Annotated in this window: 20 protein-coding genes and 1 other RNA gene; 14 read left to right on the top strand and 7 right to left on the bottom strand. The window is 45.4% G+C overall.

All coding sequences use genetic code 11. The annotated features are described in order from the left end of the window. Positions 1–84 precede the first annotated feature (84 nt). Both MZ182_RS17195 and MZ182_RS17190 read left to right on the top strand, forming a co-directional pair. Positions 85–834: a ferredoxin--NADP reductase gene (locus MZ182_RS17195; protein WP_025007523.1), complete on the top strand. Its 750-nt coding sequence runs from the start codon at positions 85–87 to the stop codon at positions 832–834. 99 nt (positions 835–933) lie between these two features. Continuing rightward, positions 934–1,530 carry a glutathione S-transferase N-terminal domain-containing protein gene (locus MZ182_RS17190; protein WP_011788093.1) on the top strand — a complete coding sequence of 199 codons (597 nt, stop codon included), beginning with the start codon at positions 934–936 and terminating at the stop codon, positions 1,528–1,530. 11 nt (positions 1,531–1,541) lie between these two features. Here the strand turns inward: MZ182_RS17190 and MZ182_RS17185 are convergent, their stop codons facing one another. Beyond that, positions 1,542–1,958 (bottom strand): hypothetical protein, encoded by a 417-nt coding sequence (locus MZ182_RS17185; RefSeq protein ID WP_011788094.1) that lies wholly within the window; start codon positions 1,956–1,958, stop codon positions 1,542–1,544. Between the two features lie 215 nt (positions 1,959–2,173). Here MZ182_RS17185 and MZ182_RS17180 point away from each other — a divergent pair, with 215 nt between their 5' ends. From MZ182_RS17180 to MZ182_RS17160, 5 genes are all read left to right on the top strand, one after another. Next, positions 2,174–3,181: a Fe(3+) ABC transporter substrate-binding protein gene (locus MZ182_RS17180; protein ID WP_025007525.1), complete on the top strand. Its 1,008-nt coding sequence runs from the start codon at positions 2,174–2,176 to the stop codon at positions 3,179–3,181. Between the two features lie 77 nt (positions 3,182–3,258). Beyond that, a complete protein-coding gene (locus MZ182_RS17175) occupies positions 3,259–4,893 on the top strand; it encodes an ABC transporter permease (protein ID WP_248066591.1) in 1,635 nt (544 codons plus the stop codon). Then, positions 4,890–5,939: an ABC transporter ATP-binding protein gene (locus MZ182_RS17170; protein WP_014611328.1), complete on the top strand. Its 1,050-nt coding sequence runs from the start codon at positions 4,890–4,892 to the stop codon at positions 5,937–5,939. The genes MZ182_RS17175 and MZ182_RS17170 overlap by 4 nt, the downstream gene beginning before the upstream one ends. Positions 5,940–6,114: 175 nt before the next feature. After that, positions 6,115–7,827, top strand: coding sequence for a gamma-glutamyltransferase (gene ggt, locus MZ182_RS17165; protein WP_248066593.1), 1,713 nt, complete (start codon positions 6,115–6,117; stop codon positions 7,825–7,827). Between the two features lie 246 nt (positions 7,828–8,073). Next, on the top strand, positions 8,074–9,009 hold the full coding sequence (locus MZ182_RS17160; RefSeq protein ID WP_011788099.1) for a Dyp-type peroxidase: 936 nt from the start codon (positions 8,074–8,076) through the stop codon (positions 9,007–9,009). 72 nt (positions 9,010–9,081) lie between these two features. Here the strand turns inward: MZ182_RS17160 and MZ182_RS17155 are convergent, their stop codons facing one another. Then, positions 9,082–9,990, bottom strand: coding sequence for a LysR family transcriptional regulator (locus MZ182_RS17155; protein WP_248066596.1), 909 nt, complete (start codon positions 9,988–9,990; stop codon positions 9,082–9,084). A gap of 106 nt (positions 9,991–10,096) precedes the next feature. On the opposite strand from MZ182_RS17155, the gene MZ182_RS17150 reads away from it, so the two are divergent. Then, on the top strand, positions 10,097–10,729 hold the full coding sequence (locus MZ182_RS17150; RefSeq protein WP_248066599.1) for an NAD(P)-dependent oxidoreductase: 633 nt from the start codon (positions 10,097–10,099) through the stop codon (positions 10,727–10,729). A gap of 131 nt (positions 10,730–10,860) precedes the next feature. On the opposite strand, the gene argR is transcribed toward MZ182_RS17150, so the two are convergent. Next, the gene (gene argR, locus MZ182_RS17145) at positions 10,861–11,331 is read right to left on the bottom strand and encodes a transcriptional regulator ArgR (protein WP_011788102.1); all 471 of its coding nucleotides are present in this window, start codon (positions 11,329–11,331) and stop codon (positions 10,861–10,863) included. A 283-nt stretch (positions 11,332–11,614) separates the two neighbouring features. Here argR and mdh point away from each other — a divergent pair, with 283 nt between their 5' ends. After that, positions 11,615–12,550: a malate dehydrogenase gene (gene mdh / locus MZ182_RS17140; protein WP_248066602.1), complete on the top strand. Its 936-nt coding sequence runs from the start codon at positions 11,615–11,617 to the stop codon at positions 12,548–12,550. A gap of 91 nt (positions 12,551–12,641) precedes the next feature. Here mdh and MZ182_RS17135 read toward each other — a convergent pair whose 3' ends face one another. Next, the gene (locus MZ182_RS17135) at positions 12,642–13,040 is read right to left on the bottom strand and encodes a thiol-disulfide oxidoreductase DCC family protein (RefSeq protein ID WP_248066604.1); all 399 of its coding nucleotides are present in this window, start codon (positions 13,038–13,040) and stop codon (positions 12,642–12,644) included. A gap of 267 nt (positions 13,041–13,307) precedes the next feature. On the opposite strand from MZ182_RS17135, the gene folM reads away from it, so the two are divergent. After that, complete coding sequence (folM, locus tag MZ182_RS17130) at positions 13,308–14,027, top strand: dihydromonapterin reductase (RefSeq protein ID WP_011919955.1); 720 nt, start codon at positions 13,308–13,310, stop codon at positions 14,025–14,027. A 150-nt stretch (positions 14,028–14,177) separates the two neighbouring features. Here folM and MZ182_RS17125 read toward each other — a convergent pair whose 3' ends face one another. The 3 genes from MZ182_RS17125 to MZ182_RS17115 all read right to left on the bottom strand — a co-directional run bounded on the left by MZ182_RS17125 (position 14,178) and on the right by MZ182_RS17115 (position 15,445). Next, complete coding sequence (locus MZ182_RS17125) at positions 14,178–14,837, bottom strand: 5-formyltetrahydrofolate cyclo-ligase (protein WP_011919954.1); 660 nt, start codon at positions 14,835–14,837, stop codon at positions 14,178–14,180. Positions 14,838–14,846: 9 nt separating this feature from the next. Next, positions 14,847–15,027: non-coding RNA, 6S RNA (ssrS, locus tag MZ182_RS17120), on the bottom strand. A gap of 115 nt (positions 15,028–15,142) precedes the next feature. Next, positions 15,143–15,445 carry a cell division protein ZapA gene (locus tag MZ182_RS17115; RefSeq protein WP_011788107.1) on the bottom strand — a complete coding sequence of 101 codons (303 nt, stop codon included), beginning with the start codon at positions 15,443–15,445 and terminating at the stop codon, positions 15,143–15,145. A 227-nt stretch (positions 15,446–15,672) separates the two neighbouring features. Between MZ182_RS17115 and MZ182_RS17110 the strand changes: the two genes are divergently transcribed. From MZ182_RS17110 to gcvT, 4 genes are all read left to right on the top strand, one after another. Further along, positions 15,673–16,248: a UPF0149 family protein gene (locus MZ182_RS17110; protein ID WP_014611321.1), complete on the top strand. Its 576-nt coding sequence runs from the start codon at positions 15,673–15,675 to the stop codon at positions 16,246–16,248. Positions 16,249–16,371: 123 nt separating this feature from the next. Then, positions 16,372–17,610 (top strand): 2-octaprenyl-6-methoxyphenyl hydroxylase, encoded by a 1,239-nt coding sequence (gene ubiH, locus MZ182_RS17105; protein WP_014611320.1) that lies wholly within the window; start codon positions 16,372–16,374, stop codon positions 17,608–17,610. A 42-nt stretch (positions 17,611–17,652) separates the two neighbouring features. After that, the gene (locus MZ182_RS17100) at positions 17,653–18,876 is read left to right on the top strand and encodes an FAD-dependent monooxygenase (RefSeq protein WP_025007529.1); all 1,224 of its coding nucleotides are present in this window, start codon (positions 17,653–17,655) and stop codon (positions 18,874–18,876) included. A gap of 254 nt (positions 18,877–19,130) precedes the next feature. Then, entirely contained in the window at positions 19,131–20,225 is a 1,095-nt protein-coding gene (gene gcvT, locus MZ182_RS17095; protein ID WP_014611318.1) for a glycine cleavage system aminomethyltransferase GcvT, read from the top strand.

Here is a 20,225-nt window from a genome sequence, read left to right as displayed (position 1 = left end):
ATCCCCCTATTCCTGAAATTCGCATCTTGAGGTAACTTGGGTATATGCTAGAGATCTGTTCAAGATTTTACTTGAGGATGGCTTATGTGGATTAGAGGAAGAATTATTGAACGTATTGATTGGAATGATAAATTATTCTCACTGCGCATTGCTGCAGCACTGACACCATTTATTCCCGGTCAGTTTATTAAACTTAGCCAAGTACAAGACGAAAAACGTGTCGCTAGAGCATACTCGCTCGTAAACTCGCCCGATAAACCCTATGCAGAAGTACTTGCGGTCGCGGTAGAAGAAGGACAATTATCGCCTCAATTACAACACTTAACCATAGGCGATGAGATTGATATTAGCTCGACAGCAACGGGTTTTATGACCTTAGATGAAATTCCTAAGGGGGAGGGTCAAGGAAAGCATTTATGGTTTTTAGCGACAGGAACTGCGGTTGGCCCATTTCTTTCGATGTTGGATACCGCGGAACCTTGGCAGCGTTTTGAAAAGATTGTGCTTGTGTACGGGGTGAGAGAGGCAAAAGATTTAGCGTATCTCGACAAATTACGCAGCTATGAACAGCAGTATCCAAACCAATTTATTCTGTGCTTATGCGTGACTCGCGAAGCTGTGGATGGTGCATTGCAATGTCGCATTCCAGAAGGTTTAGCTTCAGGAGAAATAGAGCATCAAGTAGGGTTAACCTTGAGTATGAACGATTCTCAGGTGATGATCTGTGGTAATCCTGGCATGATTAGCGGTGCTCAGTCTGTTCTACTTGATAAAGGTCTTACTAAGAATTTACGCCGTGCGCCTGGACAAATTACCGTTGAAAAATACTGGTAATGTCGCTATTTACAAGTGATTTCAACATACTGATTTAACTAGTATTAAAAGTATTTTGGTAAGGTAAATGATGATTCCAACAAGAGAAGGATATTTTTGATGAAGTTGCTGTGCTCTCAGGCATCCCCCTATGCCCGCTGCGTTAGAACGCTAATTCGTTATTTAAATATTAAGGATATTGAAGAAGTTACTGTAAACCCCTTTGAGAATACCGCTGAGTTGCTTGATGCCAATCCACTAGGCCAAATCCCGTGTCTTATCACGAATGATGGTATACCTCTGTATGATAGCGAAGTGATTATGCGTTATTTGGATGCTGAACTTGGTGAACAACATATGTTTGGTGTGCCCAATAGTCATTGGGTATTGCAGTGCCAGTTCTCTATGATAAAAGGATTGATCGATAGCGCGGTAAAATTACGTCAAGAGCAAATGCGTGAAGATGAAGGTTTGAGATCAGTCTTTTGGACATCGCGATTTGAACAGGCGTTGCTCCGCGGTTTAATGCAGATGGAGCATCAAAGTGTAATCACCCAAGCTACAGTGCAAGCGCCACAGTTAGCCTTAATTTGCCTACTTGATTATATGGACTTTAGACATCCAGAGCTTGATTGGCGAAAAGTTGCACCCGCTACGGCACTTTGGTTTAGTGACATGCGAGATTTACCTGCATTCGTTGAAACTCGTCCTCACTAGTTTGAAAAGGCTTAGCAATCAGTTACGCGCCTTCCCCTTGGATTGTCACGGCGATTTTGCTCACCAAAAGCGCCGTATAACTCCCGAGTGACACCGTAATCCACTCGACGATCATGGCCAACTTGACGCCTATCTTGATGGTGTTGATAACGACACTGACAACTTGCTTGGGTGCATTCTTCCATCGGCAGTTCAGGGGCTTCTTTGGATAAAAAACGTTTTCCTGATAGCGCATTCACTTTTTCACAACCACTGCCATTGCTTACTATGCTAACACTATGAAAACGGTGCTCTTGGATTATAGGTACTTTTTCTGCCGTATAAGATGTCGTTTTACTGCGGTATTTTCGCTGTTTTTTACGGCTCTTGAGTGTGCTTAATCCAAATAACATCAGTGTTGCTACGACTAGCAGGAGTATGGTCAACATATTTGTTCCCCATGGATTTTGACAAATTAAGGTTCAGTTTAGTTTGATTTGAGATAATCGCCAGTTTTAAGGTTAAATCTATTAAAAACAAAAAGTTAAACTTGCTATTGCTCTGTGGTTGACTATCTATTACTCTGGAATAAGTGATAACTATTATCATTAAAGTGCATAAAAATACTGGCGAGTGATATCACAATATTGGGGAGAAATAGATAATGAAATTGGTAACTTATGCTGCGTTAGTTGGGTTAATTTCCGTTGGGCAATCAGCGTTTGCGGATGAAAAACTAACGGTTTACTCTTATCGCCAAGCATTTTTAGTGGAGCCAATCCTTGCGCGTTTTACTGAGGAAACTGGCATTGGCGTGAATGTCGTATTTGCGAAAGATGGTATTGCAGAGCGCATTGCCCGTGAAGGCCGCTTATCTCCTGCTGATTTAGTATTGACCTCTGATTTTTCTCGCCTAGTTGAATTAGTCGAAAAAGATCTCACTTCTCCCGTTAAAACGCCCACACTCGAAAGCAATATCCCCGCACAATATCGTGATCCTGATGGTCAATGGTATGCTTTGACTATGCGAGTCAGAAACCTATACACAGCAAAGGATCGTGCTGGTCCGCAGCAATTAACCTATGAGGAACTTGCCGACCCTAAGTACAAAGGAAAAATTTGTACTCGAAGCGGTAAACATCCATATAACATTGCGTTAGTGGCATCAATGATTGCGCATCATGGTGAGGCTGAAGCAAAAACTTGGCTGCAAGGTGTGAAAACTAATTTAGCACGTAAGCCACAGGGTAACGATAGAGGCCAAATTGCCGCTGTTAAAGAGGGATTGTGTGATGTTGCGATAGGCAATAGCTATTACTATGGCAATATGTTGCAGGATCCTGAGCAAAAAACTGTAGCGGAAGCTGTCGTGATTAATTTTCCAAACCAAGCCAATCGCGGCGCCCATGTGAATGTTTCAGGTATGGTATTAACACGCCATGCGCCTAATAAAGAAAACGCGATTAAATTAATGGAGTTTTTATCGGCCGATATCGCGCAAAAAGCCTATGCTGATGTAAACATGGAATATCCAGTCAAAGCCAATGTAGCACCATCACCGCTTGTGGCTTCTTGGGGAGAGTTTAAGGTTGATCAACTGCCTATTTTCAAACTTGCTGAATATCATCAAGCCGCGGTGAAGTTGTTAGATGAAGTACAGTTTGATTTGTAGTTGCTTGTTATTAAAAGCATTGCATTAATATTAAAGCCAGCGCCATTTATTGGCGCTGTGACTTTTTAAGGATTGACATGATTTTAGGATTAGCCAGAAGCTGGTCGCTTGCTGGTTATGCCGTGGCAGCATTACTCGTATTGCCTCTTTTTGCCTTAATATTTCAAGCATTTCAGCCCGATGAGGCAGTGTTTGACCACTTAATGGCAACTGTGTTACCCACTTATATCATCAACAGCTTATTACTGATTTTTTGGGTGAGTGTGGGTGCGCTTTTACTCGCTTTACCCTGCGCTTGGTTGGTGGCTCGCTGCGAATTTATTGGAAGGCGTTATTTGCAGTGGGCGCTGTTACTGCCTTTGGCTATGCCTGCCTATATTGTTGCTTATGTATATACCGATTTACTCGACTATGCAGGGCCTGTTCAGCGAGGGCTGCGCTTACTCTTTGATTGGCGTTCATCTCAAGAATACTTTTTTCCTGATATTCGTTCCTTAGGCGGTGCAGCTTGTATGCTGTCGCTCGTACTTTTTCCTTATATTTATCTTTTAGCGCGCACCGCTTTTATGGAGCAGTCCCTAAGCTTAGCCCATGCCTCTCGTATTATGGGCTGTTCTTCATGGCAGAGCTTTTGGCGCCTCTCTTTGCCAATGGCAAGACCCGCAATCGCCGTGGGAGTTGCTTTGGTCGCGATGGAAACCGCGGCAGATTTTGCGACTGTAAGCTATTTTGCTGTGCCCACTTTAACTACTGCGGTATACGATACATGGCTCGGCTACGGTAATCTGACTGCTGCGGCGAAATTGTCAGCCATTATTTTACTGGTGATCTTTATGCTCATTGGAGTCGAGCGATTTGCGCGCCGTAAACAGCAGCTATTTCAAAAACAGTCACGTATTCAGACTACTGATTTATATCGACTTACCACTAAACAAACTGTGTATGCACTCATTTTTTGTGGAACAGTACTCTTACTATCGTTCTTATTACCTTTTGGGATTTTAGTATCCTATGCTATTGGTTATTTTGGAAAAAGTTGGGATTCAAGTTTTTGGCAATTGAGTCTTAATAGCCTTAGTCTTGCGTTAGTCACCAGCATACTCTGTTGTTTGATAGCTTTGTTCTTGATGTTTGTGCGTCGTATCAGCCCAAGGCGCAGTGATACATTACCTTCACGTTTAGCATCAACAGGCTATGCCTTGCCCGGTACTGTGTTAGCTATCGGAGTATTAGTGCCGTTAACTTTGCTCGATTTTGGAATTAACGATCTGGCTGAGTATATCGGTGTCAAAGGTCCTGGACTCCTACTCACGGGCAGTGTAGTGGCTTTGATTTTTGCTTTTTGCGTGCGTTTTATTGCCATCGCAATCGGGAGCATTGAAAGTAGCTACAAGCGCATCTCACCATCATTAGATATGGTGAGTTTAACAATGGGACAGAGTCCAATAAGACTACTCAGTCGAGTACATTTACCCTTGCTCTCAAAGGGGATTTTTGCCGCGGCGTTGTTGGTTTTTATCGAAAGCATGAAGGAACTGCCAGCCGCTTTGCTGCTAAGGCCGATTGGGTTTGAAAATCTTGCAACTCATGTCTTTCAGTTTGTGTCCGATGAAAAACTGGAACATGGCGCTCTAGCTGCTATTGTGATTGTCATCGTGGGCTTAGTGCCTCTCATTTATTTAAATCGTTCTTTGGAGCAACACAGCGGATGACTCGTACGCTCACCCTTCACCAAGTTCATAGTGATTATCAGGGCCAGCAAGTGCTCAAAGGCTTAAGTTTAGATCTTGCTCAAGGAGAAATTCTTGCACTGTTAGGGCCTAGTGGCTGTGGAAAAACGACTTTGCTAAGGGCTGTCGCTGGATTGCAGGCGATCAGTCAAGGCGAGATTTTGATTAATGGCAAGCTCGTGAGTGGTCAAAAGACATTTGTGCCTAGTGAGCAACGTGGCATTGGTATGATTTTCCAAGACTATGCACTTTTTCCGCATTTGACCGTAGCAGAAAATATCTTATTCGGTGTACCTAAGTTATCAGGGGCTCAGCGTCAATCACGTTTAGATGACATGTTAAGTCTGGTTAAACTTGATGGTTTAGCAAAACGCTATCCGCATGAATTATCGGGTGGTCAGCAGCAGCGAGTTTCGATTGCTCGTGCGCTGGCCTATGAGCCGCAGTTATTGCTGCTTGATGAACCCTTTTCCAATATCGACGCTCAAGTGCGCTACGAGATGATGGCTGAAATTCGCAGCATCTTAAAACAACGTAATGTCAGTGCGGTATTTGTTACTCACAGTAAGGATGAGGCATTTGTGTTTGCTGATACTTTAGCCATATTTAATCAAGGGGTTATCGTGCAATATGGCAGTGCAGAGGCTGTGTATGCCACGCCAAATAGCCGTTATGTGGCTGACTTTTTGGGGAGTGGCAATTATTTACCTGCTTCAGTAGTCGATGGGCACAGAGTTACAACACCAATAGGGCATTTAACCAGTCTTACACCTTTACCATTTCCGAATGAGTATCGTGGACAGATCTTCTTGAGACCGCAGCAATTGACATTATCAGCAGATGAACAGGGTGTTGGCACTATTACGGAGCGACGTTTCTTAGGCACTTTTTGCCATTATTGGGTGAAGGTTGAAGAAGCGTCCCATGCCTATTATGTGGAGGTTCGTAGCCAAATGATGCAACTTACCATTGGCCAAAAAGTAGGGTTGACGACAGAACCGCATTCATTAGTGCTATTCGAATCTTAAGCATATTTAAAATGTGGGAACCCAATTTAAGCAATGAGTATTTATTGGATGCTGATACCACATAGCCAATGAAAGTAAGACATTTTTGCTTACGTTTAACTTGGGTCTACGCAGTATTGGATGATGATATTTTCAACCATCCTTGTTACTTTAAACCTCCGGTTTCGGAGGACTTATGCTAAAAATAATAAATTCAATTTGTACCCTCATCATAGTTGCAACTGCGGTATCTTCATCAGGAGTGATGGCTATGGACAGGATCACAGGTAAAGCTTTTGCAACTCGTTCAGAAGTGTATGCTACCCAAGGAATGGCAGCCACAAGCCAACCCTTAGCGACACAGGTTGCGATCGATATTCTTAAACAAGGCGGTAGTGCTGTTGATGCGGCTATTGCCGCCAATGCGATGCTAGGGTTAGTTGAACCGACAGGTTCCGGTGTAGGTGGTGATTTATTTGCAATTGTGTGGAGTGCGAAAGATAAACGTCTCTATGGTCTTAATGCCTCTGGTCGCAGCCCCAAATCCTTAACGCTAGAGAAGCTAAAATCCCTCGGATTAGATTACTTGCCTCCTTTGGGGCCGCTACCCGTATCCGTTCCCGGCGCGGTGGATGGATGGTTCGAACTGCACGGTAAGTTCGGCAAGTTACCAATGGCCGATAACTTAGCGCCAGCGATTCGTTATGCCCGCGAAGGTTTCCCTGTCTCCGAGTTGATTGCCTATTACCTTGAGGGCAGCGGTAAAAAGCTCGCTCAATTCCCCGGTTTTAAAGAAACCTATATGCCAAATGGCAAAATGCCAGCCGTAGGGGAAATCTTTAAAAATCCTGCGCTTGCTAATACTTATGAAAAAATTGCCAAGGATGGGCGCGATGCTTTTTATAAAGGGGATATCGCTAAAAGTATAGATAAGTATATGAAATCTCAAGGTGGCTATTTAAGTTATGATGATTTAGCGAGTCATACGAGTGAATGGGTTGATCCAGTTTCGGTCAATTACCGAGGTTACGATGTGTGGGAATTGCCGCCCAATGGACAGGGTATTGCTGCGCTGCAAATCCTTAAAACGATGGAGCCCTTTAATGTTGCTGCTATGGGCTTTAATAGTTCTGAATACGTACATTTATTTGTTGAGGCTAAAAAACTCGCCTTTGCCGACAGGGCGAAGTTTTATGCAGATATGGCTTTTAACAAAGTCCCCGTTACAGAGCTTATCTCACAGAAATATAACTATGATCGCGCTAAGTTAATCAATCCTAATAAAGCCGCTAAAAGCGTTGATGCTGGAAATCCAGCATTACAACATGGTGATACGGTTTATCTAACTACCGCCGACAAAGATGGCAATATGGTGTCACTCATTCAGAGTAATTACCGTGGTATGGGCTCTGGGATGACACCACCAGATCTTGGTTTTGTATTGCAGGATCGTGGGCAAATGTTTGATTTAACAGAGGGGCGTTTTAATTCATACGCCCCTGGTAAGAGGCCATTCCAAACCATTATTCCCGCTTTTGTGACTAAAGATGGGAAGCCTTGGCTGAGTTTTGGTGTGATGGGCGGCGCAACCCAGCCACAAATGCATGCTCAAATATTAGTCAATCTCATTGATTTTAAAATGAACTTGCAAGAAGCGGGCGATGCTCCCAGAATTTTACATTCTGGCTCCACTGAGCCAACGGGTGAAGTCATGCATGATGGTGGTTATGTCAGTCTGGAATCAGGTTTCCCGGTAGAAACCCGCCGTGAGTTAATTAAGAAAGGCCATGTGTTGCGTGATAGTCTTGGTGATTTTGGCGGCTATCAAGCCATTGGATTTAATGCCGAAACGGGTGTATATCGTGCGGCATCTGAGAGTCGCAAGGATGGTCACGCCGCAGGCTATTAACACTAATATAAATGCTAAGGTAAACTCAACACTGAGTGAACCTGACTTCATTGATTCGATTAAACTGATTGGCGAGACTTTAATGGTCTCGTCAATTTTTATGTTTAAGGGTCTTGGGGGATAATGCTCCGCTATTGGCATTATCATAAACAGATCAGAGCAAACTGTGCGTTACTTAATGTCATTTTTGGGTAAAGTTGCGGATAATATTGCCGAAAATGAATTTATAAAAAGGGTCATAACCAGATGGATATCCAAAATATGCCACGTGAACAGTTGGGTGTGTGTGCAGAGGGGAACTTACATAGTATTTATTTGATGTTTACTGCGAATGATAATGTTGAGTCTCAATTACGTCCCTGTATTGCCAACGTCGCGCAGTATATTTATGAGCTGACAGATCAGTATTCCGATAGTGCATTCAATGGCTTTGTGGCTATTGGCGCTAACTATTGGGATAGCCTATATCCAGATTCGCGTCCAGCAATGCTCAAACCTTTTCCTGCGATGCAAGTTGGAAGCCGTGAAGCGCCTGCAATCGAATACGATTTATTCGTGCATATTCGCTGTGACCGTTACGATATTTTGCATTTGGTTGCCAACGAAATTAGTCAAATGTTTGAAGATTTAGTGGAATTAGTCGAAGAAGAACGCGGTTTTAGATTTATGGATAGCCGCGATTTGACAGGGTTTGTTGACGGTACTGAAAATCCCAAAGGTCGTCACCGTCAGGAAGTGGCACTTGTAGGAGATGAAGATCTTGAGTTTAAGGGCGGCAGCTATATTCATGTGCAAAAATATGCCCATAATCTGAGTAAATGGAATCGATTACCGGTTAAAAAACAAGAAGATATTATCGGGCGTACTAAGCAAGATAATATTGAATATGAATCGGAAGACAAGCCGCTAACGAGTCATATCAAACGTGTGAATCTTAAATATAACGATGGTCAGTCCATGGAAATTCTGCGTCAAAGCATGCCCTATGGCTCGCTCAAGCAGCAAGGTTTAATGTTTATTTCTAACTGTCGTACACCGAATCATTTTGAACAAATGCTGCATAGCATGATGTTTGGTGATGGTGAGGGAAACCACGATCACTTAATGCACTTTACTAAGGCGATGACAGGCTCGTCTTTCTTCGCGCCCGCATTAGACTTTATGCTGCAGTTTGACGAATAAGCCTTCTCACGCGATTTAAGCAAATACGAATAAAACGCACTGATGCTCAAGCATTAAGTGCGTTTTTTATGTTTAAATCAGATTGGCGGGTGTCCATTTCTTGATATCGAGTTGCCATTGCTGAGCGGTGAAATCGATAAACGCTCTGACTAACATCTGCTGATAACTTCGGGATAAATAGACGGCCCATAGAGTTTGGCCTGGAGCCGTAAAGTCGGGTAAAACTTCCTGAAGTTGGCCACTGGCAAGGTACTGATTGGCCAAGTCACAGGGGAGACGTACAATGCCGTGCCCCCTCAGTGCTGCGCTAACCAATACCCCCATATCGTTGGCTTTGAGGTTACCAGTGACTTTGATGACTTCACTTTGTTTTTCTTTTAGAAAATGCCAACTGTGCTGCGCCGTGTGGACAAGGCAATTATGTGTTAGTAAATCAATCGGTTCGTTTAAGGGGCTTGTATTAGCAAGATAAGTTGGTGCAGCGCAAACCACTGCATCTATCATCATTAAACGCCGCGCAATCAAATTCTCATCGGGCTGTTCGGTGTATCGCAGTGCCACATCAACCCGTTCATCGACCAATTGGGCAAAACTGTCCGACATCGCCAGTTGGATATTGACCTTAGGATGAAGTTTAATAAAGCGATCGACCACGTCGAATAAGCTGTGCTGCCCCAGCCCTATGGGGGTTGCGATTCTGATGCTTCCAACAAGTTCAGTATTATGACTATGTGCACGGCTCTCCATTGCGGCAACTTCACTGAGCAAGCGCTGGCAATACTGCAAGGTCTCTTCCCCCTGTAGCGTTAGGCTTACGCTACGGGTCGTTCGGTGTAATAAGCGTAAATTGAGCCATTGCTCAATTTCTTGAATATGACGCGAAACCTGTAGTCGACTTAGGTCGAGGTGTTGGGCGGCCTTAGTAAAGCTTCCACAGTTTGCCACCTCGACAAAACTGCGTATTGCGGCAATCTTATCCATATTAGTATCCCAATCTGAAACAATCTTGCTCATTTATCGATATTTATCACGTGAAATATCCCAAGTAAACTGAATCCAATGTAAACCATCTGAATAAGGTAACAAAATGAAAATCGCAATTTTAGGTGCAACAGGTTGGATTGGTGGTGCAATTTTAAAAGAAGCACTAAGCCGAGGGCATGAAGTCACCGCACTGGTTCGTGATCCAAGCAAATTACCAACAACGAATGCGGCAGTGCGTACCGTGGATTTAAATCAGCCACTTGTTACTGATAGCTTTACCAATCAGGATGTCGTGATCGCCGCGATCGGTGGCCGTGCCGCACAAAACCACGAAATAGTGGCGGGAACAGCCACTCATTTATTAGCAATATTGCCTAAGGCCAAAGTGCCGCGTTTATTATGGGTGGGTGGTGCAGGGAGTTTAGAAGTCGCACCGGGTGTAACTTTAGTATCAACCCCTGATTTTCCCGAAGCTTACAAGAGCGAAGCATTAGCGGCGGTTGAAGCATTAAAGGTGTTTAGAGAAGCCAATACAACGGTCAATTGGACATTTGTTAGCCCTGCCGCTGAGATTTACCCAGGAGAGAGTGAGGGCCCCTATCGTGTTGGTGGCGACAGTTTTTTTACCGATGCCAATGGTCAAAGCCGTATTTCGGTCACTGATTACGCCAAAGCCATGCTAGATGAGGCTGAAAAGGGCACTCACCCAAACCAACGCATCAGTGTGGCTTATTGATATGACGATGGTGAGTTAGATACTGTGCTGGAATGTGTAACGTAATAGGGACAGTAGACATATAACTGCACCGTTATGTACTTAAAAATGCACAGGTAAAATAAAACAGGTCAGCGAACTGACCTGTTTTTTTATTCTGCATAATTGAATAAAGATTTGATCGTTTCTAAGGTATCGGCGATATCTTGGATACTCGATGGACAAATAAAGATAGTGTCATCACCAGCAATCGTCCCCAAAATCCCTTCAGGTTTACCGATTGAATCCAATAAACGAGCAATTAACTGTGCAGCACCCGGACTGGTACGTACAACTATCATAGCTTGGTTGTGGTCAACATCGAGTACCAAATTCTTTAAGGGGCTTCCCGCAGTGGGGACACCTAACTCGGCTGGTAAGCAATACACCATTTCTTGCTTAGCGTTACGAGTCCGCACAGCACCGAACTTGCTGAGCATCCGCGATACTTTTGATTGGTTGATGTTGCCAAAGCCTTCTGCTTGCAAGGCGGCGACGATTTCACTTTGAGAGCCAAAGCGCTCTTCTTTTAAAATCGACTTAAAAATTCTAACAAGGTCATCCTGATTCTTGGTCGTTTGCATAATGTTATTATTCGTTATTCAAAAAAACAGGCCCATTTTGAATATTTTTAGAAAAATTGTCAACAAATAACCAGATTGGTTGAATAAAAATTCACTTGTTAAGTGGGGTTATGCTTATGTTTCGCACTTTAATGCATAGAATAGAGTGATTGTTCTACTTTATTCCGTAATTCTTTTCTCCCACGACTAAGGGATAATTGAAATTGTTGTGACATTCCAGTAATGTGACGCCAACGGAAACTAGATCCATGTCACACATATCCGAGAAATAACGGAGATAACTATGAAAGTTGCTGTACTTGGTGCTGCTGGTGGTATCGGCCAGGCTCTTGCCCTACTGTTAAAAACTCAATTGCCTGCGGGTTCTAAACTGTCTCTATACGATATCGCACCGGTGACTCCGGGTGTTGCGGTTGACTTGAGCCATATTCCAACTGCGGTTGAGATCAAAGGTTTTGCTGGTGAAGATCCAACGCCTGCCCTCGTGGGCGCTGACGTTGTACTCATTTCTGCAGGTGTTGCACGTAAGCCTGGTATGGATCGTTCAGATCTGTTCAATATCAACGCGGGCATTGTTCGCAATCTGATTGAAAAAGTGGCTGCGACTTGTCCAAAAGCACTTGTTGGTATCATTACTAACCCAGTGAATACGACAGTTGCTATCGCTGCTGAAGTGATGAAAAAAGCAGGTGTTTACGATAAGAACCGTCTATTCGGTGTGACCACTCTGGACGTTATCCGTTCTGAAACTTTCATCGCTGAATTAAAAGGCTTAAACGTTGCTGACGTTAAAATCAACGTGATCGGCGGCCACAGCGGTGTGACCATTCTGCCATTACTGTCTCAAGTTGAAGGCGTGACTTTCTCCGATGAAGAAATCGCTTCTTTAACTAAACGCATTCAAAACGCGGGTACTGAAGTGGTTGAAGCTAAAGCCGGTGGCGGAAGCGCGACTCTGTCTATGGGCCAAGCGGCTTGCCGTTTCGGTATGTCTCTGGTTCGTGGTCTGCAAGGCGAAGCGAATGTCGTTGAATGTGCCTACGTTGATGGTGGCAGCGAACACGCTGAATTCTTCGCACAACCTGTGCTATTAGGCAAAAACGGTATCGAAAAAGTACTGCCTTACGGTGAAGTGAGTGCATTTGAAGCTAACGCCCGTGATTCTATGTTAGATACGCTGAAAGGCGATATCAAACTAGGCGTTGATTTCGTTAAATAATCTTTTTAGATTGTGACGAATGAATAACGGAGCCATTGCGCTCCGTTTTTTTATGCCTACATTTTACACTTTCTCAAGCTAATTCAGTCGATCAGCGGCGCTTAGTGGGAATTTGGCAGTTATCATCGCAGCGGGCTTTGCCCGTCAGTAAATAGGAGATGCGGTATCTGTGCTTTGCGAATCTGAGGTAGCACCAATCAGCAATGGGTTTGATCACAGGCAAACGTAATAGCTGGATCCAAGCGCGTGTGCATGTGAGCGCCCACGCTTTACAAGTGACATCTAACCCGAGTAACACTTCGCCCGTTGCGGTTTCGCCATGGAGAATGGTATTAGCAAGGTCCTTATCGATATGGCTGAAACGCTCGCTAAAGTCGGGTGCATTTAAATCCTCTAGCGCAATTAAGTTCTTGGGATCGCGTGCTTTCAGTTGACGCATTTCGGCGCTACATAATGGACAATTACCATCGTAAAAAATCCGCAGTTCCATTGGGTTTACCTCTGATGACGTGATCACAATACTTGGTCTAAGTTCTCGGCTCGAGAACTTAAGGCTCAGTTTTCTTCTACCCTATACGCAGCATAAAGGGTTTTAGATCGAAGCGATTGTAGAACAGATCAGCATCTCATTTGGCTTTTTGTTAGGTTAAATTCAAATGATTGCAGTAACATCTTGGTTATTCATCAGTTTAACTTGATTGCTGATTTTTAAGTGAACAAGGTAAAGCATGACAAATAACGACTCAAAAGGATAAGTATGACATCTCCCATCATCATCACAGGCGTGGGTAAGCGTATCGGATACGCCTTAGCCAAACATCTTCTTGCCCAAGGTCATAGTGTGATTGGCACCTATCGTAGCCATTATCCGAGTATTGATAAGCTGCGGGTTTTGGGCGCGACTTTAATTCAATGTGACTTTTACGACAATGTTCAGGTACAAGGCTTAATTGATCAATTGGGCCAGTATCCAAAGATCCGCGCCATTATCCATAACGCCTCGGATTGGTTGGCGGATAGCAGTCAAACCTTTACTGCCAGTGAAGTGATACAGCGGATGATGCAGGTGCACGTAAGCGTACCTTATCAATTGAATTTGGCGTTAGCATCGCAGTTGCAAGCGGGAGCAGAAGAGGAGATTGGTGCCAGCGATATCATCCATATCACCGACTATGTGGCCGAAAAGGGCAGTGCTAAACATATCGCTTATGCCGCCAGTAAAGCGGCGCTACATAATTTAACTTTGTCCTTTGCGGCTAAATTCGCCCCCGAAGTGAAAGTCAATTCGATTGCACCAGCGATGATCCTATTTAATCAAGGCGATGATGAAGCCTATCAGCAAAAAACCTTAGCTAAAGCACTACTGCCAAAAGAGGCGGGGAATGAAGAGATTATCGACTTAGTGGAATATCTGCTAAATAGCCGCTATGTCACGGGGCGCAGCCATCATGTCGATGGTGGTCGGCATTTAAGGTAAAGAAAAATCTAGATTTTAGGCCCTAGGCCCTAGGCCCTAGAATCTAATTACCTAGCACCTAGCACCTAGCACCTAGCACCTAGCACCTAGCACCTAGCACCTAGCACCTAGCACCTAGTACCTAGCACCTAGCACCTAGCACCTTCCTTTTTAAAACGTCAGCACGCGACTTGGGGTGATGATAATAGGTAAAGGTACATCCCAATGCTCGCAGGGCAAACTCGCAACTTGCTGACAATCATGGGCGTAACCCATAGGCAAAGGTTTACCTTTAAGCTGCCAGTTTGCCAGCGTCCTATCGTAATAGCCGCCGCCCATGCCCATACGATTTCCCATTAAATCAAAAGCCACTAAGGGCGTGATAACCACATCTAGCGCTGTCACGGGGATAATGGCGCGCACATCTAACTTAGGTTCTAAGATGCCGAATTGATTGGGTTGCATCAGGGTATCTGCGGTGTAATGCAAGAATAACAATTGTCCGGCATTAAAGGGATGCAGCCTTGGGAGATAGGTGTTTATGCCCAATTGCCATAGTGCATGGATCAACGGTGGTGTAGCAAGTTCGCCATCGTGAGTTAAATACAAGGCCACATGCTGTGCTTTTTTAGCCTGCAATTCATTGAGCATTTTCTGGCTGGCACAGAGACTTGCTTGGTTTTGCTCTGTTGCGGACAGGGCATTACGGGCTGCTCGGATAGTTTTGCGTAACTGATTGCGGCTTGCTTTTAAATGGATTGCAGCATCATCGGCAAGGTGTGCCGTTTTGTTTTGGACGCTGAAATAAGAAAGTTTGGCTGATGTGGACATAGAATTAAGATGCTCCCCAGAATGCCGCTACCGGTGTAGCCCTTGAACCGTAGGTTCAAGGCGGGTAAATGATTACTTCCTAAGGCTTCTCGGTACGAGCCGAGCATGCTCAATGTCAGTAAAGCATTCACCCTGAGATCAAAATTATCGGCACAGGGACATTACCAGTTGGCCTGCACCCCAGGGAGCAAAAACGGTATCGAATCGTTAAACATTGCCCTAAGAGTATAGGTCAGTTTAACTATTCACTGTACAACTCTTGTCTGAAATTGAGTGGCTAAATAACCAAGTTGCACAGTTTAAATCTATTTAGTTGAACGCTCAACTAAGGCATTCTCGAGGGTTGACTGCAACAGACTAATGCGGTCATCCATTTGTTTCATATAATCTTTATTTTTTTGCTTTTCTTGGAACAACTCGTGTCCAATATTCAGCGCCGCCATAATAGCAATTTCTTCACGGCTTAAACTATTAGTGCGATTTTTCAGAGAGGTAAGCTGTTGCTCAACCCCAGTTGCCACTATACGCAAGGCATCCTCTTGCCCTTTAGGACAAGCGATAGAGTAGGTGCGCCCAAGCAGGGTGATTTCAACTGCACTATTACTCATGTTGCGGATGATCCTTTTATTGGCATCGATAGGCCGGACTATATAGGGCTGATCTTAAAAGTGCAAGGTAAGCTGCAAATGGATTGTGTATTCACCGTTGTGTTTGCTGCTTGTGTGAGCAGTTGCCAAAAATCTACTGGTGATTTTGGCATAAACAGGATTCAGTATTGGTTCAAGTCTTTATCTCTGCTAGCATTGCTGCTGGAAAATTCTTATTGGAATCTGATATGGCTACCCCTCCTTCGTTACGCATTGAGAGCTTAAAAATAGCCTTAGATGCGGCTGAAATTGGTCAGCATCCCGTGGAAGTTCACGGTGCCCTCGTGGGTTTAATCTGCGGTGGCGTAGAGCAAACCGGCGATATGTGGATTAAGCCCTTATTCGACTTGATGAACGATGGTCAACCACTGCCTGCGCAGTTACATCAATTAGTGTGTGAGTTATTCCAAGATTCGGTTGCGCGTTTAGTGGACTTTGAATTTGGTTTTACTCCTTTGCTACCCGAAGAGGAAGAACCGCTCAGTAAACGTGTAGAGGCGCTATCCCTTTGGGCACAAAGTTTCTTAACGGGTATTGCTATTATTCAGCCAAAACTCAATCAAGCCTCAGTTGAAGTGCGTGAAGTGATTAAGGATTTAGCCGAAATAGCCCAAGTAGAATTTGATGTCGTTGATGATGAAGAGTCTGAAACTGCCTATATCGAGTTGCTGGAGTTTGTGCGAATCGCCGCCATTATGTGTTATTCGGAATTCGGCCCAGAGATCCCGCACGGTGAGGATGACGACACCGCTGTTGTTCACTAATGCCTGACGAGTGAACTAATTTGATGTAAAAAGGTTGATACGCTTCCTCAACATTTGCAGATTCAGCCTTTTAGTACATGGTTCTACTTTTTAGGATCATGCCATAGCTTGAATGAGATCCCCATGACGGTAACGAATCACATGGATACTTCAGTTCAAAACGTCGACATCGCGATTGTAGGCGGTGCCATGGCGGGGGCAATCTTGGCGTTGGCACTTGCGCGCCTTTCCCACACAACAGCCCCACTTTCTGTTGCCTTAGTTGAGGCACACCTTCCCGATAAGCAACACCCCGGATTCGATGCCCGCTCTATTGCCATTGCCCATGGTTCTGTCTTTGAATTATCCCGCTTAGGTTTATGGCAAAAGCTCGCCCATTTGGGCACGGCGATTGAAAATATCCATGTGTCGGATCGCGGCCATTTTGGTATGACAGAGTTAAATGCGGCACAGTTTCATTTAGATGCCCTAGGCCAAGTAGTCGAGCTTGAACGTGTCGGCCAAGTGCTGTTTAACGAGTTACATAAGAGCGAGGTTAAACTTTACTGCCCCGCTAAGCTTGACCAAGTAGAAGCCGCAGTCGAAGGTCACACCTTAGTGCTTGATACGGGCGAGCGCATTCACGCCAAACTTGTGGTCGCCGCCGATGGTTTACAATCTAAAGTGCGCAGCAGTTTTAATCTGCCCATTACCCAAGTGGCGTTCGAGCAAACTGCGATTATTGCCAATATTCAAACCGCTGATTTGCCAACCAATAGGCCTCAAAAACATTGGGCCTACGAGCGTTTTACCGAGACAGGTCCCTTAGCGCTGCTGCCTATGGGCGATAGCCAAGGCCAACCGCGTTTATCCCTCGTATGGGCCCTCGATAATGCGCGGGCTAAGCAGATGCAAACCGTGCCTAAGGTCGAATTTTTAGCGGCGCTGCAACAAGCCTTTGGTTATCGTGCGGGCACGTTTATCGATGTTAGCGCGCGCCATGCGTATCCGCTTAATTTGTCTTATATGCCAAGGCCAATCCACCATAGATGTGTGTTTATCGGCAATGCGGCGCAGACACTCCATCCGATTGCAGGGCAAGGCTTTAACTTAGGGCTAAGGGATGTGGTGAGCTTGCTTGAGGTGGTCAAATCGGCGCTAGTACAGGGGGAGGATATCGGCTCTGTCGCTGTGACCCATGCGTACCTTCATGCCCGCGAGGACGACAGAAACACCACTATCCGTAATATCGAATTTTTAGTTCGTGGCTTCTCCAACCAATACTGGCCCTTGGCCCTTGGGCGTAATTTAGGATTACGGCTCTTGTCTTGGTTTCCGCCACTCAAAACCCCCGTCGCTCAAAAAGCGATGGGTTGGAAATAACACAGCAATTTACTGGTATCGCAACGCGAAAAGGATGTACCCATGTTAAGTTCACAAGCCTATGACATTGCCATTGTGGGTGGCGGCATGGTGGGACTCGCCACCGCGATTGGATTGGCGCAGGCCGATTTAAATGTCGTCGTTATTGATGCGGGCCATACACAGGCCGTTGTCGGCGAACCGCGTTTGCGGGTGAGTGCCATCAATAAGGCGAGTCAACGCTTATTGGAACACTTAGGTGCGTGGACATACTTAGATACAAACCGTGCCACGCCTTATCAAAAAATGGCGGTGTGGGATAAAGACGGTTTTGGCAAAATTGCCTTCGATGCCAGTAGCATCAGTGAGCCCAGCCTAGGTGCGATTATCGAAAACGACGCCATTAGTTTTGCCCTCGCCAAACGTGCCAGTGAGTTTGACAATATTACCCATATCCAAAACCACCGCCTCGAGCGCATTGCCTTTGGTGATCGTGAGGCTTGGTTGACCTTAGCCGATAGCGCCGATTCTGAAATCGAAAGTGTTAGTGCAGCCTTGGTGATCGCCGCCGATGGCGCCAATTCTTGGGTACGTGAGCAGTGCAAGATCCCATTGACGTTTTGGGATTACGGTCATCACGCGATTGTTGCAACTATCCGTACGGAATTACCGCACCTTGCCACCGCCCGCCAAGTGTTTTTACAGGATGGCCCTTTGGCATTTTTACCTTTGTATGAAGACAATCTCTGCTCCATCGTCTGGTCGGTACCGCCCGAGCGCGCCACTGAATTACTGGCGATGGACAAAGTGCAATTTGAGCGTAGCTTAACCGCCGCCTTCGATGGCCGCCTCGGGATTTGCAAGCTTGAAAGTGAGCGCCAAGCCTTCCCATTACGAATGCGCTACGCCCGCCATTTTGCCCGTCACCGCCTGTTATTAGCAGGAGATGCGGCTCATACGATTCATCCGCTGGCAGGTCAAGGGGTTAACCTCGGCTTTTTAGATGCGGCGAGTATTATCGAAGTGGTCAGTGAGCTACATACAGCAGGTAAGGATATTGGGGACTATGCACACTTGCGTGCGTTAGAGCGTTGGCGCAAGGCCGATGCGATGGAGATGATTGCGGCGATGGAAGGCTTTAAACGCCTATTCGAAGGTTCAAATCCGGTCAAAAAGGCCATTCGCGATTTGGGATTAAACCTAGTTGATAATGTCGCTGGGCTGAAAACAGTGTTCATGCAACAGGCCATGGGCAATAAGTCGTCGCTGCCTAAGTTATGTCGTTAGCCTAGGTTGCGCTAATGTGATCAGAATTGCTGACAATATCAGCAATTTGGCTGCAAGCTGCGCAAATCTGGTCTTTGAATGTAAAAAAATTACATGTTGAAGATGAGAAAATCTAATGACATTGGCTTCGGATTAGAAAAATATCCTGTATACAAATTTGTGACGCAAGGTATAATTTCGCCGCATTTTAGACCCTAGTATCTACACCCTACACTAGGCAGAGACCTGAAAAAGGCCGCACAAAAGGGATAACAATGGCTAATAAAACTATTCTGTTTAACAAGCACTTAGAATCAAACGCTAAGATGGTCGACTTCCACGGTTGGGATATGCCCCTCAACTATGGTTCCCAAATCGAAGAACACCACGCAGTACGCCAAGATGCAGGTATGTTCGACGTTTCCCACATGACTGTGGTTGATGTGACCGGAACCGACGCGTGTGCATTCCTGCGTAAGTTGCTCGCAAACGATGTGGCTAGACTTAAAGTGCCAGGTAAAGCCTTATACAGTGGCATGTTAGATGAAAATGCCGGCATCATCGACGACCTTATTACTTACTACCTGACCGACACTTTCTACCGCGTTGTCGTCAACAGCGCGACCCGCGAAAAAGATTTAGCGTGGATCGCCAAGCAATCCCAAGGTTTTGATATCACTGTGACTGAGCGCCCTGAACTGGCGATGATCGCTGTTCAAGGCCCTAATGCTAAGGCCAAAGCCGCCGCCGTATTCAGCGCAGACCAAAACGCCGCCATCGAAGGTATGAAGCCATTCTTCGGTAAGCAAGCTGGCTCGCTATTTATTGCGACCACAGGTTACACAGGTGAAGCGGGCTACGAAATTATCGTCCCAGAAGATGAAGCCCAAGCCTTGTGGCAAGCATTGTTAGATCAAGGGGTTAAACCTTGTGGTTTAGGTGCCCGTGACACGCTACGTCTCGAAGCCGGTATGAACCTCTACGGCCTAGATATGGACGAAACCATCAACCCACTGGCCGCCAACATGGGCTGGACCATCGCATGGGAACCAACCGACCGTGACTTTATCGGCCGCAAGGCGCTTGAAGCCCTGCGCGATGCCGGAACCGACAAATTAGTCGGTCTAGTGATGGAAGAAAAGGGCGTGTTACGCCATGATATGCCAGTATTTTTCACCGATGCAGCGGGTGTTGAGCACCAAGGCGTGATCACCAGCGGGACTTTCTCGCCAACATTGGGCTATTCTATTGCGATGGCGCGTGTTCCTAACCAGATTGGGGATACGGCAGAAGTCGAAATGCGTAAAAAACGTGTGGCTGTTAGAGTTGTGGCGCCAAACTTTGTGCGCAACGGTAAACAAGCATTTTAA

Origin of the sequence: Shewanella sp. JNE2 (assembly GCF_023159115.1) — a bacterium.
Lineage (GTDB): Bacteria > Pseudomonadota > Gammaproteobacteria > Enterobacterales > Shewanellaceae > Shewanella > Shewanella putrefaciens.
The sequence above is the reverse complement of the archived record's forward strand: the minus strand, read 5'-3'. Positions and strand labels throughout refer to the sequence as shown.

Coding starts and splice junctions, on each gene's coding strand:
- MZ182_RS17125 (WP_011919954.1), bottom strand. CDS start 14,837: ATGTCCACATCAGCCAAACTTTCTTATTTCAGCGTCCAAAACAAAACG.
- MZ182_RS17115 (WP_011788107.1), bottom strand. CDS start 15,445: ATGAGTAATAGTGCAGTTGAAATCACCCTGCTTGGGCGCACCTACTCT.
- MZ182_RS17195 (WP_025007523.1), top strand. CDS start 85: ATGTGGATTAGAGGAAGAATTATTGAACGTATTGATTGGAATGATAAA.
- argR (WP_011788102.1), bottom strand. CDS start 11,331: ATGCAAACGACCAAGAATCAGGATGACCTTGTTAGAATTTTTAAGTCG.
- mdh (WP_248066602.1), top strand. CDS start 11,615: ATGAAAGTTGCTGTACTTGGTGCTGCTGGTGGTATCGGCCAGGCTCTT.
- MZ182_RS17185 (WP_011788094.1), bottom strand. CDS start 1,958: ATGTTGACCATACTCCTGCTAGTCGTAGCAACACTGATGTTATTTGGA.
- MZ182_RS17160 (WP_011788099.1), top strand. CDS start 8,074: ATGGATATCCAAAATATGCCACGTGAACAGTTGGGTGTGTGTGCAGAG.
- gcvT (WP_014611318.1), top strand. CDS start 19,131: ATGGCTAATAAAACTATTCTGTTTAACAAGCACTTAGAATCAAACGCT.
- MZ182_RS17100 (WP_025007529.1), top strand. CDS start 17,653: ATGTTAAGTTCACAAGCCTATGACATTGCCATTGTGGGTGGCGGCATG.
- ubiH (WP_014611320.1), top strand. CDS start 16,372: ATGACGGTAACGAATCACATGGATACTTCAGTTCAAAACGTCGACATC.
- ggt (WP_248066593.1), top strand. CDS start 6,115: ATGCTAAAAATAATAAATTCAATTTGTACCCTCATCATAGTTGCAACT.
- MZ182_RS17170 (WP_014611328.1), top strand. CDS start 4,890: ATGACTCGTACGCTCACCCTTCACCAAGTTCATAGTGATTATCAGGGC.
- MZ182_RS17190 (WP_011788093.1), top strand. CDS start 934: ATGAAGTTGCTGTGCTCTCAGGCATCCCCCTATGCCCGCTGCGTTAGA.
- MZ182_RS17150 (WP_248066599.1), top strand. CDS start 10,097: ATGAAAATCGCAATTTTAGGTGCAACAGGTTGGATTGGTGGTGCAATT.
- MZ182_RS17175 (WP_248066591.1), top strand. CDS start 3,259: ATGATTTTAGGATTAGCCAGAAGCTGGTCGCTTGCTGGTTATGCCGTG.
- MZ182_RS17180 (WP_025007525.1), top strand. CDS start 2,174: ATGAAATTGGTAACTTATGCTGCGTTAGTTGGGTTAATTTCCGTTGGG.
- MZ182_RS17110 (WP_014611321.1), top strand. CDS start 15,673: ATGGCTACCCCTCCTTCGTTACGCATTGAGAGCTTAAAAATAGCCTTA.
- folM (WP_011919955.1), top strand. CDS start 13,308: ATGACATCTCCCATCATCATCACAGGCGTGGGTAAGCGTATCGGATAC.
- MZ182_RS17155 (WP_248066596.1), bottom strand. CDS start 9,990: ATGGATAAGATTGCCGCAATACGCAGTTTTGTCGAGGTGGCAAACTGT.
- MZ182_RS17135 (WP_248066604.1), bottom strand. CDS start 13,040: ATGGAACTGCGGATTTTTTACGATGGTAATTGTCCATTATGTAGCGCC.